12 protein-coding genes are annotated in these 15,207 nt (G+C 62.6%); 6 read left to right on the forward strand and 6 right to left on the reverse strand.

Annotated features, from left to right (window positions below; genetic code table 11):
* The first annotated feature begins 288 nt into the window (after positions 1-288).
* Positions 289-1,002 carry a FadR/GntR family transcriptional regulator gene (locus AC07RO_RS12345; protein WP_495086161.1) on the forward strand — a complete coding sequence of 238 codons (714 nt, stop codon included), beginning with the start codon at positions 289-291 and terminating at the stop codon, positions 1,000-1,002.
* Between the two features lie 255 nt (positions 1,003-1,257).
* Here the strand turns inward: AC07RO_RS12345 and AC07RO_RS12350 are convergent, their stop codons facing one another.
* A complete protein-coding gene (locus AC07RO_RS12350; RefSeq protein WP_495086162.1) occupies positions 1,258-2,421 on the reverse strand; it encodes an alpha/beta hydrolase in 1,164 nt (387 codons plus the stop codon).
* Positions 2,422-2,609: 188 nt separating this feature from the next.
* Here AC07RO_RS12350 and AC07RO_RS12355 point away from each other — a divergent pair, with 188 nt between their 5' ends.
* Both AC07RO_RS12355 and AC07RO_RS12360 read left to right on the forward strand, forming a co-directional pair.
* Positions 2,610-3,695: a CdaR family transcriptional regulator gene (locus AC07RO_RS12355; RefSeq protein WP_495086163.1), complete on the forward strand. Its 1,086-nt coding sequence runs from the start codon at positions 2,610-2,612 to the stop codon at positions 3,693-3,695.
* A gap of 115 nt (positions 3,696-3,810) precedes the next feature.
* Complete coding sequence (locus AC07RO_RS12360) at positions 3,811-4,947, forward strand: glycerate kinase (protein ID WP_495086164.1); 1,137 nt, start codon at positions 3,811-3,813, stop codon at positions 4,945-4,947.
* A gap of 25 nt (positions 4,948-4,972) precedes the next feature.
* Here the strand turns inward: AC07RO_RS12360 and AC07RO_RS12365 are convergent, their stop codons facing one another.
* A complete protein-coding gene (locus AC07RO_RS12365; RefSeq protein WP_495086165.1) occupies positions 4,973-6,502 on the reverse strand; it encodes an MFS transporter in 1,530 nt (509 codons plus the stop codon).
* A gap of 141 nt (positions 6,503-6,643) precedes the next feature.
* Between AC07RO_RS12365 and AC07RO_RS12370 the strand changes: the two genes are divergently transcribed.
* Positions 6,644-7,519: a LysR family transcriptional regulator gene (locus AC07RO_RS12370; RefSeq protein WP_495086166.1), complete on the forward strand. Its 876-nt coding sequence runs from the start codon at positions 6,644-6,646 to the stop codon at positions 7,517-7,519.
* 892 nt (positions 7,520-8,411) lie between these two features.
* Here the strand turns inward: AC07RO_RS12370 and AC07RO_RS12375 are convergent.
* Positions 8,412-9,863 carry a mannose-1-phosphate guanylyltransferase/mannose-6-phosphate isomerase gene (locus AC07RO_RS12375; RefSeq protein WP_495086167.1) on the reverse strand — a complete coding sequence of 484 codons (1,452 nt, stop codon included), beginning with the start codon at positions 9,861-9,863 and terminating at the stop codon, positions 8,412-8,414.
* A 455-nt stretch (positions 9,864-10,318) separates the two neighbouring features.
* Between AC07RO_RS12375 and yegS the strand changes: the two genes are divergently transcribed.
* A complete protein-coding gene (yegS, locus tag AC07RO_RS12380; protein WP_192172356.1) occupies positions 10,319-11,227 on the forward strand; it encodes a lipid kinase YegS in 909 nt (302 codons plus the stop codon).
* A 49-nt stretch (positions 11,228-11,276) separates the two neighbouring features.
* Here yegS and AC07RO_RS12385 read toward each other — a convergent pair whose 3' ends face one another.
* From AC07RO_RS12385 to AC07RO_RS12395, 3 genes are all read right to left on the reverse strand, one after another.
* Positions 11,277-11,939: a response regulator gene (locus AC07RO_RS12385; RefSeq protein ID WP_495086168.1), complete on the reverse strand. Its 663-nt coding sequence runs from the start codon at positions 11,937-11,939 to the stop codon at positions 11,277-11,279.
* Complete coding sequence (locus AC07RO_RS12390) at positions 11,936-12,823, reverse strand: sensor histidine kinase (RefSeq protein WP_495086213.1); 888 nt, start codon at positions 12,821-12,823, stop codon at positions 11,936-11,938. Before AC07RO_RS12390 ends, AC07RO_RS12385 begins: the two co-directional genes overlap by 4 nt.
* A gap of 307 nt (positions 12,824-13,130) precedes the next feature.
* Complete coding sequence (locus AC07RO_RS12395; RefSeq protein ID WP_495086169.1) at positions 13,131-13,634, reverse strand: hypothetical protein; 504 nt, start codon at positions 13,632-13,634, stop codon at positions 13,131-13,133.
* A 550-nt stretch (positions 13,635-14,184) separates the two neighbouring features.
* On the opposite strand from AC07RO_RS12395, the gene AC07RO_RS12400 reads away from it, so the two are divergent.
* Positions 14,185-15,111 carry a chemotaxis protein CheV gene (locus AC07RO_RS12400; protein WP_192172359.1) on the forward strand — a complete coding sequence of 309 codons (927 nt, stop codon included), beginning with the start codon at positions 14,185-14,187 and terminating at the stop codon, positions 15,109-15,111.
* Positions 15,112-15,207 lie beyond the last annotated feature (96 nt).

A 15,207-nucleotide genomic window follows, 5' to 3' on the forward strand; every position in this document is an offset into this window, starting at 1 on the left:
GGTGTGTAGCCTTGTTGCCAGTCATCATACAAGTAATGATGGCCTTGGCAACCGGATTTACGGGGGTTGCAAGAAGTATTTCGTCGGGCTAGGCTCGCCTGTCTGACAAGTGGAATGAGTTGCTGGGCGCTGCTGTTTGGCGCTGTTTTCGGGGTTCCTGGCCGTTTCGCGATGAGTTTCCGGCGAGTGGCTGAGTGCGTGCATCGAGCGCGGGTGGTCAGGAAAATACAAGTGGATGGCAGGCCTCTGCGGCCGCCGTTCTTTTCGGCACTTATAGGACGACTTTATTTGAACAGCACCGGACCCTTGCCACCCAAGCGTCGCCAGCACAGCCTGGCGACGGACCTGGTCACCGACCTGAGTCAGCGGATCCTGATGGGCACCATTGCGACGGGTGCGAAGTTGCCGTCGGAGAGCGAGATCGTCCGCGAGCATGGCGTGAGCCGCACCGTCGTGCGCGAGGCGATTTCCAAATTGCAGGCGTCCGGGCTGGTCGAGACCCATCAGGGCAAAGGCACCTACGTGCTGGCGCGTTCGGAGCAGAGCGGGCTGCACCTGAAGGTGGAAACCGCGTTCAGCGTGCGGCACATCATCGAACTGCGCATGGGCCTGGAAACCCAGGCCGTCGCCCTGGCCGCGCAACGCCGCAGTCAATCACAGCTAACGGCGATGCGCGCCGCGCTGGATGATTATCAGGACCTGCTGGCCAAGGAAGACAGCTGCGTCGAAGCGGACCGACGCTTTCATCTGCTGATCGCCGAGGCCACCGGCAATCCGTATTTCGTGGAGATCCTGCAGAACCTCGGCATCGCCGTTATCCCGCGCAGCCGCATCGCCACCAGCGAACGTGCCGGGGCGAGCCTCACCCACAGTGCGTATCTGGCCAACCTCGAACACGAAGCCATCCTCGCCGCCATCCGCCGCCAGGACCCCGACGCCGCCCGCGCCGCAATGTGGACTCACCTGAGCAATAGCCGGGAGCGCCTGGCGCCGGTGGAGTGATGGCGCGGGATTGATGGGAATGCAGTAAGTGAGAGTGACTGCGGCCAATAGTGGGACTGGCTTTAGCCGGGAAGGCGTCGGGTGTCACACCGCGAGATGTGTGTTGCTCTCACTGGCCTCTTCCCGGCTGAAGCCGGTCCCACTATTTGAACGCGGTCTTCCTGTAGGACTGGCTTTAGCCGGGAAGGCGTCGGGTGTCACACCGCGAAATGTGTGTTGCTCTCACTGGCCTCTTCCCGGCTGAAGCCGGTCCCACTATGGGGACGCCAGAACCTCCATCATCACCCCCGACTGCCACTCGAAATACGGATTGAACGTCAGCCGCGCGAAGGCTTTGCCCGGTTCACGATGGCCCCAATCCGAATACCACACCGGCTCGCCATTCAGGCATTTCTGCATGTCGGCGGATGACTGGCCGTTCCAGCAGATCCGCTGACGGCCATTCACCCCGTACAACGGGTTTGCAGGTGAGAACATCAACCCCATGTGCGAGAACTGGGCGATGCGGTATTCCGGCAGGAGATCGCTGCGCACCCGCACCTTCGGGTTTTTCTGCGCCGCAGCCGGGTCGTTGCCGTACCAGATCAGCCGGCTGAGCGGATGGGTGAAGCGCGCGTTGAAGCTGTCCAGCACGTAACCGGTATCCAGCACCGAGTCGTGCTCGGTAATGGCGACGAACACCGGCTTGTCGTAGGCCCCTTTGTCGAGGTGCTTTTGGGCCAACAGCGCGCTGCGGTAGAACTGGGCGAAACCGTTGGTGGGCACGTTCAGGTAGCGAACCGGCGTCTGCATCGGACGCACGCCATCATCCGGTTTCGCCAGCCAGGGGCGAAACCAGCCGATGTATTGAGTGACCCAGGCGTAGGTGTTCGCAGGTTTGAAGGCCGGAGAGAACAGCACCAGGCCGGCGATATTCGGGTGCTCGTACGCATAATCCAGCACCAGGTTCGCACCGGTCGAAAACCCGCCCAGATACACCGTCGGCACCTCCCGCTCAAGAATCTGCGTCTGCTCCCGCACCACTTGCTGCCACTGTCTGAGCGTCACATCCAGCATGTCCGCCGGCTTGCTGCCGTGCCCCGGCAGCAACACCGTGCGCACCAGAAACCCCTGCGCCGCGAGCGCCTCGCCGACGTCATTGAACGACCACGGCGAGTCGCCGAGGCCATGGACCAATAAAATCCCCCGCGTGGCTGGCGCTTTGGGCCGCCATTCCCGAGGTGCATTCCACTCGACCTCGGTAGGGTGATCAGGCGTCTGAAAGGCCCGGTTCTGCTCCATCCAGGCAATGGTCTGCTGGCGATATTCGGCAAAACTCGCCTGTCCCAGGGGCACCTCGGTGGAGGCGCAGGCCTGAAGGGTCAGGGCGGAGAGGAGGAGGGTGAGGCGGTGTAGCTTTTTGACGGCGGTTCTCAACATAAGTAGACATTTCTCGAGATGGCCATAAAGGTATGGTCGCACTCTGCCATGGCCTGCCCCTGCTGGATATCAACGCAGCGGGTCTGGCGCGAGAAGTCTTGGGAAAATTCAGGCAGACTCCCACCACCCACAAAAACAAGACCTGATGTGTATGAACCCTCATTCCCTTCGCTGCGCAGACACCCCTCATGTTCGCCCTTGACCACGCCCTGGCCCAGGACATCGTCGACCGGGCGATGGCGATTTTGCCGTGCAACGTCAACGTCATGGATTACCTGGGCATCATCATTGGCAGCGGCGAGGCCGAGCGGTTGTACACCCGGCATGAAGGGGCGCAGCTGGTCCTCGCCAACAGCCGCGTGGTGGAGATCGATTCGCACACCGCCCGACAGCTCGACGGCGTGCGCCCGGGGGTGAATCTGCCGTTAATGCTGGATCAGAAACTGATCGGCGTGCTCGGCATCACCGGCGAGCCCGATGATGTGCGGGTTTACGCGGAGCTGGTGAAGATGACCGCCGAGATGCTCATGGAGCATCGACGCCAGCAGGCCGATCAGCAATGGCGGCATCAGCGCAGTGAAGACTTGCTGTCGCGGCTCTTGCTCGGCGACAGCGCTGCCCATCTGGTCGCCGAAGCTGAACAGCTGGGTTTGCAGCCGCAGTTGCCGCGCCAGGCCGTGTTGCTCGAACTGCCTGAAGGCGCGACCTATGCCGGTGCGATGAGTGCGTGGCTGTTGGGGCGTTACGCCAACAGCTGGTGCCTGCCGTGCGAGCCGGGTCTGATTTATTGGTGCCGCGCGGTGGGCAAGGACCGCGACGACGCTTTGCTGCTGGCGCTTTTCGACGAACAGGGCTGGCCCGTGCAACGCATGGCAACCGTCGAAACTTCGGCGGACCTGGCCTCCCTGCGCGCCGCCTGCACCGCCGCCCGCGACCTGCTCGATTACGCGCGCCACTTGCGGCCGACTGTCAAACTGCTGCGGCTGGCCAGCCATCGCGTCGCGCTGCTGTTCTGGCGCAACCGCCACGACTGGTTGGCCGAAGGCATCGCCGAGCCGATCAAGCGCCTGCTCGATAACCCGCAATTGCTCGACACCCTGCGCGCTTGGTTCGACTACAGCGGCGAAAGCCAGGCCTGCGCCGACACGCTGGGCATCCATCGCAACAGCCTGCGCTACCGGCTGGAGAAAATCGCCGAACTGACCGGCTGCGATCCCTACCGGACCGAGGACCTGCTGCGCCTTTATCTCGGCGCGCAGATGGTGGTCAAGTAAGGCGCTTTCGCAGCGTTGTTCGTATGAACAACCGAGCGAGCCACCTGTTGTGCAAGCGTAAGGCGGTAAAGTCGCTTCAGGGTGCGAAGATCGGCCATCAGACAAGGAGAACAACATGAAAATCGTCATCGCCCCGGACTCGTTCAAAGACAGCCTCAGCGCCCAAAGTGTCGCCCACGCCATCGCTGCCGGGCTCCTCGACGTCTGGCCTGACGCCGAACTGGTCGAGTGCCCGATGGCTGATGGCGGCGAGGGCACCATCGAAGCGGTCTTGGCGGCGTGCGACGGTGAGTGGATGAGCAATCAGGTCAGCGGACCGCTTGCGCAGCCCGTGCAGGCGCAGTGGGGCTGGCTGGCGGACACGCGCACGGCGATCATCGAAATGGCCATGGCCAGCGGTCTGCAACTGCTGAGCCTGGATCAGCGCGACGCGACCATCACCAGCACGTTTGGCACTGGCGAGCTGATCAAGGCCGCCCTGGACGCTGGCGCCGAGCGGGTAATCCTGGCCATCGGCGGCAGCGCGACCAATGATGCCGGCACCGGCATGCTGTCGGCGCTGGGTGCGCGCTTTCTCGACCGGGACGACCAGCCCCTCGCTCCCGGTGGCCTGGCCCTGGCACAACTCGCGCGTATCGACCTGACCGGGCTCGACCCGCGCCTGAGCAGTGTGCAGTTCGAGGTCGCCGCCGACGTCAACAATCCCCTGTGCGGCGTGCAGGGCGCGTCGCACATCTTCGGCCCGCAGAAGGGCGCGTCCCCCGAGCAGGTGCTGGCGCTGGACGCAGCCCTCGGGCATTTCGCCAAGCACTCGGCTCAGGCACTGGGCCGCGACGACAGCGAATACCCTGGAAGCGGCGCGGCAGGCGGCATGGGCTTCGCGGCCAAGGCCTATCTGAACGCGTCGTTCCGCCCCGGTGTGGAGGTGGTCGCCGACCTGACCGGACTGGCCGATGCCCTGGAGGATGCAGACCTGGTGATCACCGGCGAAGGCCGTTTCGACGCCCAGACCCTGCGCGGCAAAACCCCTTTCGGCGTCGCCCGGATGGCTCAACGCAACAACGTGCCGGTGATCGTGTTGGCCGGGACACTGGGGGAGGGCTACGCCGACCTGTATGCCCACGGCATCAGCGCCGCCTTCGCCGTGACCAGCGGGCCGATGACGCTGGAGTTCGCCTGCGCCAACGCCGCGACGTTGCTCCACGACCGCGCCCGGGATATCGCCCGGGTGTGGGCCCTCGCAGCCCGCTGAAGATTCGCTTGAGCGGTCGCCTCGATCAGGCGGTTTTCAGGTGCATCAGCGGAATGGGCTTGCGCATCAGCGTGCCTACCAGCACCGCCGCGAACAGGGCGATCAGGCCCGCAACCCACAACACCGAGCCGAAGCCCGAGACAAATGCGTCGCGGGCCAGCGGCTGAATCATTCCCCGCGCGCTGGCATCGACGGTTTGCAGCGCAGCGTTCATGTCGCCGGCCACCACCCGTGAGGCGATGTGCTCGGCCTGATCGACAAGGTGGGGCGCAACGGTCGCCAGTGTGTTCTTCAGCGATCCGAGCGTATGGCTGGCGAGCAGCGCGCCGTAGACGCCGATCGCCAGCATGATCGCGCTGAACCGCATGGTCGTGCTCATCCCCGACGCCATGCCGGTGCGTTCGCGGGGTACGCAGGCCATGATGTTCTTCTGCGTGTCACCGTTGAGCAAGCCTGCGCCCGCCCCAGTCACGGCCATCGCCGCGGCGAATGCCGGGTAGCCGCCAATCCCGGTGGCCCAGGCGCACAGCAGGTTGCCGACGCCCACAAGGGTCAGGCCCAGCGCCATCATGGCGGCCGGCGACAGGTGCCGTGACAGCGTCGGCCCGAAGCGCGGCAACAGCAGCATGGTGATCGCGAACGGCAGCATCCCCAGGCCCGAATCAATGGCGCTGAAGCCCAGGCCGTTCTGCAGGTAAAACGGCAGCAACGTCATCATCACCTGGGCGCAGCCGGCGTAGGCGAACATGCCGAGCAGGGCGCCGATGAAGCGCGTGTAGTTGAAAAGCTGCAAATCGACCATCGGCCGACGCTGCAGGCGCTCGGCGATGACGAACAGCACGAGGAGCACCGCCCCCGCTGCCAGGCGCATGGACGTGAGCGGGTGGTGCCAGCCGATTCGGTTGGCTTCGATCAGGCCCCAGATCAGGCTCAGCAGGCTGGTGCTGAAAAACAGGCTGCCCCAAGGATCGAGACGCGCCGACTGCTCGTTGCGCGACTCTTGGATGTTACGCACGACCATCACCAAAAGCCCCAGACCCACGGGCAGGTTGAGGTAGAAAATCCAGCGCCAGCCGATCAGCTCGGCAATCAACCCGCCGATCGTGGGGGCGGCGGTCATGGCCACGCCCATGCACGCGCCCCAGAACGCCCAGGCCTTGGCGCGCTCGGCTTCGTCGTGGAAAACGTGGCCGATGGTCGCCAGCGCCGAGGTCAACAGCAAGGCCGCGCCAACGCCCTTGATCGCCCGGGCGATGTCGAGGAACAGAATGTCCGGCGCCGCGCCGCAGCCCAGCGACGCCAGAATGAACAGCACCAGCCCGATGATCAGCATGCGCTTGCGGCCAAAGCGATCGGCCAGGCTGCCCGCTGGCAGCAACAGCGCGGCGAAGGCCAGCATATAGGCGCTGACCACCCATTCGATATCAGCAAAACCTGCGCCCAGGTCACGCGCGATGCTCGGCAGTGTCACGGCGACAATATTGGTGTCGAGCACGATCAACGCGCACACGCCGGAGGCTGTGAGCAGGGTCATGCGGGGGCTGGGTCGAGACATGTATGGGGGCTCCGGACGCTGTTAGGTGCTGACTAACGCAGGTCGATATGAAAGGGTTCGTCGCCTGAACAGAGTAAGGGGATATGCCCTATGCTCTGTTACCCGCTCCCCGCTTTTTCATTACCTCTCAGGTAACGCTCCATGGAAATCCGTCATTTTCGCTACTTTCTGGCCGTTGCCCGCCATCGGCATTTCACGCGCGCCGCCGAGCAACTGGGCATCGCGCCGCCCACGCTCACACGGCAGATTCAGGACCTGGAGAACGCGCTGGGCACCCGACTGTTTTTGCGGGAACAGCGGGAGGTGAGGCTGACGGAAGCGGGGCGCGCGCTGCAGATCGAGGCCGAACTGGCGGTGCGTCAGTTTGAAACCGCGCAGTACAACGTCCAGCGCGCCGGCCGTGGCGAGGCCGGCAGGATCGAGTTGGGCTACGTCGCCTCAGCGGTGTTTTCCGGGGTACTGCAGCGCCACGTCAGCCAGTTTCGTGAGCGCTACGCCGACGTCGAATTCAGCATCAACGAGCACCTGATGCCGACACTGCCGCGGCTCATAGAGGAGGGGCGGCTGGACGTGGGTTTCATCCGCTCTCCCATGCAGTTGCCCGATTCCGTAAGCGCGGTGCAGTTGCTGACGGAGGGGTTTGCCCTGGCGCTGCCGGACAGTTCGTGGCTGTGTAAGCTGAAACTCATCAATGCGGTGAACCTGCAGAACGAGACGTTCATCCTGCCTGAGCAGATTTCCGGCACCCTGGAGGTGGCGGCCCACGGCGGTTTCGCGCCGACCCTGGGTCCGCAGCCGGGCGGGCTGGTGTCGGTGATTGCGCTGGTGAGTCTTGGTCAGGGTGTGGCGGTGGGGCCGGAGTCGGTGGTGGATCACATTCGTCTGCCGAATGTGGTGTATCGGAGGATTGAGGATTGCCAGCCAAGCTCGTCGTTGTCGCTGATCCACCGACGCCACGAAAAGGCCCCGGCGGTGATGAGGTTTATTGAGTACGTCAAAGGCGCGCGGGCGCCTTAGACTCAATCTCGCCCGATTGCGTGGTGCTGCTTAGAGAAGATCAAGGGCGTCTGCCTAAGGGCAGACTGTTTCGGCTTCGCCGAGTTACTTGGAAAAGCACCCCAAGTAACCAAGGGTGCTTGCTCTCGGTTTGGCCCTTCGTTCCTCAGGGTTCCTTCACGCAGGTCTCGCTCCGTGGGCCCGCCGCCATCCGCCATCCATGGCGGGGGGCGGCTCTCGCGGCATCCATGCCGCTCGGCCCACGCAGCGAGACCTGCGTTCAGCCTGCACCCAAGTCGCGATGGGCGGTGACTGAGCTTCTTGTGTATGAAGATCAAGATCAAAGGCTTCCCGGCTGAAGCCGGTCCTACGGTCGAGGTCGCCGCCGCTGTTTCTGATCGTTCCCACGCTCCGCGTGGTAACGCCCCTCCGGACGCTCTGCGTCCCTAAGACGACGCGCATTCGGGCCTCGGGAAATGACGCGGAGCGTCACGGGATGCATTCCCACGCGGAGCGTGGGAACGATCAAACGGCGGGTACTCGTAGGACCGGCTTCAGCCGGGAAGCTCTTGATGTGCTTTCGCTTTTGATCTTCATGCACAGAAAGTTCAGACGACACAAATCGCGACTTTGGTGCAGGCCGAACGCAGACGACGCGCAGTGGACCGAGCGGCATGGATGCCGCGAAAGCGCCGTCAGGACATGGATGTCCGTTCGGCGCGGGCCCACGGAGCGTCGTCGGAGTGAGGGAACCCGACGAAGTCGGGCCAAACCGAGAGCAAGCACCCTTGGTTACTTGGGGTGCTTTTCCAAGTAACTCGGCGAAGCCGAAACGGTCTGCCCCCAGGCAGACGCTCTTGATTTTGACCTTCGTACGCAACCCCGCGGGTCTAGCGGTGGACCTGCGAAACGCCTAAATCTTGGCTGCTTCAGGCACCCGCCCATACACATCGGTAAAACGCACGATATCGTCCTCTCCCAAATACTCCCCGCTCTGCACCTCGATCATCACCAGATCAATCACCCCCGGATTGACCAGCCGATGAGTGTGCCCGGGCTGGATGAAGGTCGACTCATTGGTGTCGAGCATGAACTCCTTCTCCCCATTGGTAACCCGCGCCATGCCGCTGACCACAATCCAGTGCTCGCTGCGGTGATGATGCATCTGCAACGACAACGACGCCTGCGGCTTGACCACAATGCGCTTGATCTTGAAACGCTTGCCTTCCTCCAGCACCGTGTAAGTCCCCCACGGCCGGGTCACGGTGTTGTGCAGCAAGTACGCCGGATGCCCCTGACGCTTGAGCGCCTGCGCGATAACCTTGACCTCCTGACTGCGATCGGCGTCGGCAATCAGCAACGCATCCGGCGTGTCGATGATGATCAGGTTGTCCAGACCCACCGCACCCACCAGCCGCTTCTTCGAGTCGATGTAGCAGTTGGTCACGTCGTGCAGCACCACCTCGCCGTTGCATCGGTTGCCATGTTCATCGGCCGGACTCAGCTCGCGAATGGCCTGCCACGAACCGATGTCGCTCCAGCCCATCTCGCACGGCACCACCGCCACCTTCTGCGAATGCTCCATCAATGCGTAATCGATGGAAATGTCCGGCGCCAAGGCGAAGGTCGTGCTGTCCAGCTCGATCTGCAACTCGTTGCGGCCTTCCTTGCTGTTGCACTGCGCCAGGCAATGGCGCACGGCGGTCAGCACGTCGGGCGCGTGAGCTTCCAGCTCGGCGAGCAGCACATCGACGCGCATGCAGAACATCCCGGCGTTCCACAAATGCAGACCGCCCGCGAGATAGTCCTCGGCGGTCACGGCATCGGGTTTCTCGACGAAGCGCGCGACCTGATAGGCCTCGCTGCTGAGGGCCTGGCCTTTCTCGATGTAGCCAAAACCGGTTTCGGCGCGGGACGGGATCAGACCGAACGTCACCAGCCAGCCCTCGTCGGCCAGTTTGCGTGCGCTCTGGACGGCGGCCTCGAACGCGGCAACGTCAGTGATCAACTGGTCCGCCGGCAGAATCAACAGCTGCGCGTCGTCGCCATAGCGCTCCTGAACGTGCAGCGCCGCGGCGGCGATGGCCGGTGCGGTGTTGCGGCCGAACGGCTCGAGCAGAAACTCGAGCGCCAACTGGTGCGTGTTCAGCAGCCGGTAGTCATCGACGGTGCGGAAATACACTTCCCGATTGGTGACGGTGAGGACGCTTTCGACGCCGTCCAGCTGGCTGGCGCGATTGAAGGTCTTCTGCAGCAGGCTTTCGCCGTCCGGCAGGCGCATGAAGGGTTTGGGCATCGCCTCCCGTGAAACAGGCCACAGCCGGGTGCCGGCGCCGCCAGCGATAATGCAGGGAATCAGTTGCATGGGGTTTCTCGCCTCTTCGATCCATGAATCAATGACTGGGGCTGCATTCCCGATCATTCCGAGAAAAGTCAATTTAATGACTTTATCGTAGTATTCGGTCGAATTAGCCAATTATTTGTCGATTAGGCGCTTTCCGCCCGCGCATTTCAAGGGGCTGTAACGCGGAATTAACGCCTCTCGTCCCCTATTTACGGGGCGTAAACCCCCGGCAACTCGGCATTGCCCGTAGGTGAACTCAAAGCGGTGGCAAGGCCGGCGCGCGTAAGTCCCTGCCATTCAAGGCTTTTTGCCATCACTGAGCGGGCTGACATCCAACTTCAGCCGTGTCCGGGTGAATGCCAAAGCGTTTCTTGTCGAGGACGCCGGGTTAAAAGATTTTTCATCCACCGGGCTTTTTTTGCAGCACGCGCGGTCAACACATCACGCATCAACTCGAACACGCAAAAGGAAGGGACATGGCAGCGCGCAGGGCATTACTGATTCTTCACGGCAAGCAGGCGCTCAATGAGGATGTCCGCGAGGCGGTGGCGCGCAAGCGCAAACACGGCTGGGAACTGGACGTGCGCGTGACCTGGGAAGCGGGCGATGCCCAGCGCCTGGTACGTGAGGGTCTGGAGGCCGGTCATCGGCAGATCATCGCCGGTGGCGGCGATGGCACATTGCGCGACGTGGCGGAGGCGCTGGCGCTGTCTGAAGTCGACGCCAGTCTGGTGATCATGCCTCTGGGCACGGCCAATGATTTCGCCCGTTCGGCGGGTGTGCCGCTGGAACCCGACCAGGCCCTCGACCTGCTGGATGTCCCGGCGCGTGCGGTTGATATGGGTGCGGTGGGCGGTCAGATGTTCCTCAACATGGCCACCGGCGGGTTTGGCAGCCAGGTCACCGCCAACACCTCCGAAGACCTGAAAAAGATCCTCGGTGGTGCGGCGTATCTGTTCACCGGCCTTACGCGTTTCAGCGAGTTGAAAGCGGCTTATGGCGAATTTACCGGCCCGGACTTTCACTGGAAGGGCGAGATGCTGGCGCTGGGGATCGGCAACGGTCGTCAGGCGGGCGGCGGCCATCCGTTGTGCCCGGAAGCCCTCGCCGATGACGGCCTGCTGGACATCAGTATTCTGCCAGCGCCCCAGGAGGTGGTGAGCACGCTGAAGAGCCTGCTCGAAGGCGGTCTGGGCCTCGACAACATGTTCGTCCGCGCGCGGCTGCCGTGGGTCGAGCTCAAGTCGGCGCAGGGGCTGAATATCAATCTCGACGGCGAACCGCTGAGCGGCGAAGCAACCCGTTTCGAGGCACGAGCAGGCGCGTTGCGTGTGCACCTGCCGTCGCATTCGCCGTTGCTGGGGCAGACGCGGCAACTCGCCTGAGCATCAACAACCGCCAGATGAGCCGCGACCGCACGCTCATCTGACGCCATCAGTCATCCAGGCTGATGATTCTCTCCCTCACACAGAACAGCACCAGCCCAGGCACGTCGTAGATGTGCAGCCGTTTCATGATCTGCGCGCGATGGGTTTCCACCGTCTTGACGCTCAGACCGAGGCCAGCTGCGATCTCGCGGGTTGAGGCGCCCCTTACCACCAGCCGCAGGATTTCCAGCTGGCGGGCGGTGAGGTTATGACCCTCGGCGGGTTCGACGGGGGTCATCTGGCTGCTGACCAATGCCTGGCTGATAACCGTGTGAGCGATCGCCGGGCTCAGGTAGCGTTCGCCATCGCGCAGGGCGTTCAGCGCGTGTTCGATCTCGCTGGCGGTTGCATCTTTGAGGAGGTAACCGTGGGCGCCGCACGCCAGCGCACGCATGATCAGGCATGGCTCGGTGTGCATCGACAGAATCAGCACCTTGCTGTCCGGCAGCGTCTGACGCAGGCGTTGCAACGCGTCCAGCCCGTCGCTGTCGCCCATGGAGATGTCGAGCAGAATGATGTCGGGTCCCAGCTGCAGGCTCATTTCCAGCAATTGATGGCCATTGCTGGCCTCGCCGATGACAGCGTAACCCGGGATGTCCGACACCAGCGCGCGGACACCGGCGCGGATCAGCGCGTGATCATCCACCAGAAGGACTTTGCAGACACTCACGGCTTGCGGCCTTCAGCGCGTCCGCGGACACGCGGCGCCCACGGAAACAACGCCTGAATGCAGGTGCCTTGCCCGGGCTCGCTGGCGACGTTCAATTCACCGCCCAACAGGCTCGCGCGCTCGGCCATGCCCGCCATACCGCGCTGCCCCTGACCGGCGGGGCTCAGCGCAGGAGCGAATCCCTGACCATCATCGCGAATGTTCAGCCACAACCCTTCCGGTCGGCGCTGCAGTTGCACGCGCAGGTTTTGCGCCTGGGCGTGGCGCAGCATATTGGTCACGGCTTCCTGGGTAATGCGGAATGCCGCCACCGCGATCTCTTCGGGAATACCGTCCAGGCGCTGCTGGCATTCCAGGCTCCACTGCACGGAAGTGGCTGACAGCGTGCGCAGCAAATGCGCGCGCAGGCTGGCTTCCAGTCCCAGGCTGGTGAGCTGTCGGGGGTTGAGAATGGCGGACAGGTCGCGAACCTTCGCCAGGGTTTCATCAAGGGTGTTGATGAGCATCGAGCACTGCGCGTGCAGCTCCTGCGGGGCGCGGCGCTGCAGCCAGTCGCTCTGCATCTTTGCTGCCGTGAGCATCTGGCCGATGTCGTCGTGCAGATCGCGGCTCAGGCGATGACGTTCGGTTTCCTGAACCTGCAGCATGTGATCGGCGAGTTCCTTGGGCTGGAACTGAATGGTCCGGTTTGGGCGGGTCATGCTGTAACAGAGGCCTGCAAATGCCAGCCCGTTGACGATGGCCAGCTCCAGCGGCAGAGCGCCGCTCGCCAGGTACGCGATCACATTGCAGCCCGTGGTCGCCAGGCACAGCAGGCCTGCCCAGCGAACGGTGCTGCCGGGGTTCATTCGCAGAAAGCCAGGGAATTTGCTGCTGCCATGCATAGCGGATGAAGCCATCGATAATGGATGTCTACACCTGACGGATCTGCCAGGCCATTTGAAAGGGCATTGCGAAAAACACAATGCTGTACTTCCTCTGTATGGGTACAGCGTGTTCGAACGACTCGTCGAATGGACAGAAAAAGTGCTGGTTGAAGCGCTCTTTCGAGCGCGCCGATAGTACCTTAATTGTCGGCGTTATTAAGGGCTGAGGTTGACACCCGACTCACATAAACAACAGAGCCGGTTGTCCGTTCAGTCAGCTTTCAAGTCCGGAAGGCGAGTGCGTGTTCAGGAAATCAGCAGCCATTCATCGCGTTTCACTGTGATCGGCGTGCCTGGCGGCGAGCACGTCGCGCTGCCCGGGATTGACCGACCAGCCTGGATTGGCGGCGACGTTATTGTCCGGCTTGCCCACCCCGCACTGGTAGGCGAATGCGTTCAGCAAACCGCGCTGCTCACTGTCGTCCAGCGCCAGCGATCCGGTGTGGGGGTCGATGAGTTCAAGCTGCCAGGCCATCAGCTCAAAGCAGCGTTTGAGCGTGGGCAATGCCTCTGGCTGCAAGTGGCCGGCCGCGCTGGCGAAGTAAAGGAGATAACGCAACTGCCGTGCGAAACCGCAGACCGTTTCCACGCGATGGGTGTCTGCCTTGCCGGCAAGGTGGTGCAATGTGGTGAGCAGACATTCCATCGCGTCACCATCATCGCTGATCAATTCCAGATGGCTGAGGCATTCATCGGCGCGGCACATGAGTGTCTGGGTATCGCTGAGAAACTCTGCGTGCAACTGCTGCCATTCATTGCCGTTCAGCATGTGCAATCTCCACTCTTCACAAATGGCGACGTCAGGTCGCGTGGGGCGAGTGGCCCAAAGTTAATGTTGAAGGCACTGGAAAGTCTGTAGGGCGTTTCTGATTGTTGCGAATGGCCAGGCAGGGTGGCGTGATCAGCATGACCGCGTGAAACGGTCATCTGCAGACAGGCCTCAAAAGAAGGGTTCTTCGCAAGGGTTCCGGCGAGTAGTGGGGAAACTTCCGCGAGCGCAACCGCATGCCTGACTCCATTCATTTACGAGAAGGGCGTCACAGTAATGGCTATTGGAAAAGCCGAATATCAGGTTCGCCCCGATTGCCCTTAGGGGTTACCCCTACTCGTGGTGGCAGGTTGCACTGGGCGGTCATCGGGCCGCGCATCTGAAAGCCGCGCCGTTCGCCGGTCTGACAGTGCTCGGGTCTGTCGATGAGTCTGCGGTGATGTTATTGTGACATCAAATGCGCGGCGCGCGTTTCTATCCCGATTAAGGTCTGTCATGGGGCTGCCGATACAGGGTAGGCGGACTTACTTGAACCCTGCAGGAGCAACAGATGGCTGGCATTCTCGACACAGTAGACCAACGTACACAGCTGGTAGGTGAGAACCGCCTGGAAATCCTTATGTTCCGCCTGGCCGGCCGACAGTTGTTCGCGATCAACGTATTCAAGGTGCAGGAAGTCCTGCAACTGCCCAAGCTGACACTGATGCCCCAGCGTCATCCGTTCGTGTGCGGCGTGGTCAACCTGCGCGGGCAGACCCTGCCGGTGATCGACCTGTCCCAGGCCATCGGCATGCGTCCGCTGGTGCCGGGGCCTTCGAGCACAATCATCGTCACCGAATACAACCGCTCGGTTCAGGCGTTCCTGGTGGGCGGCGTCGACCGTATCGTCAACATGAACTGGGAGGCGATTCTGCCGCCACCGACCAGCGCCGGGCGTCAGCATTACCTGACCGCCATCAGCAAGGTCGATGACCAGTTGGTGGAGATCATCGACGTGGAGAAAGTCCTCGCCGAGATCGTGCCGTACAGTGCCAAGGTCTCCCGCGACAAGCTGGAAGATCCGGTCCTCGCCCGGGCCATTGGCCGCGAAGTGCTGTTGGTGGACGATTCCAACGTGGCGCTCTCGCAGTTGCGTGACACCCTGGGTCAGCTCGGCGTGAAGATGCACGTTGCCCGCGACGGGTTGAAAGCCCTGAACATGCTCAAGGGCTGGGCAGATACCGGCGAGGTCATGACCGACAAGCTGTTGATGGTCTTCACCGACGCCGAAATGCCGGAAATGGACGGCTACCGCCTGACCACGGAAATCCGTAACGACCCACGCTTGCGCGGCCTCTATGTCGTGCTGCACACCTCGCTGTCCGGGAGCTTCAACGAGTCCATGGTCAAGAAGGTTGGCTGCGATAACTTCCTCTCCAAATTCCAGCCGGACAAATTGGTCGACGTGGTCCGCGAGCGGCTCATGCTCGACAACTGATCCGGTTCTGTTTCAAGCCCCTTGCTGTATGGAGGGGCTTTTTTGCATCTGTACCGCTTGGTTTTCCGGCGTCTCGTATAGAGTGGTGGCTTTCCG

Source organism: Pseudomonas sp. GW821-FHT07F05 (genome assembly GCF_059418765.1).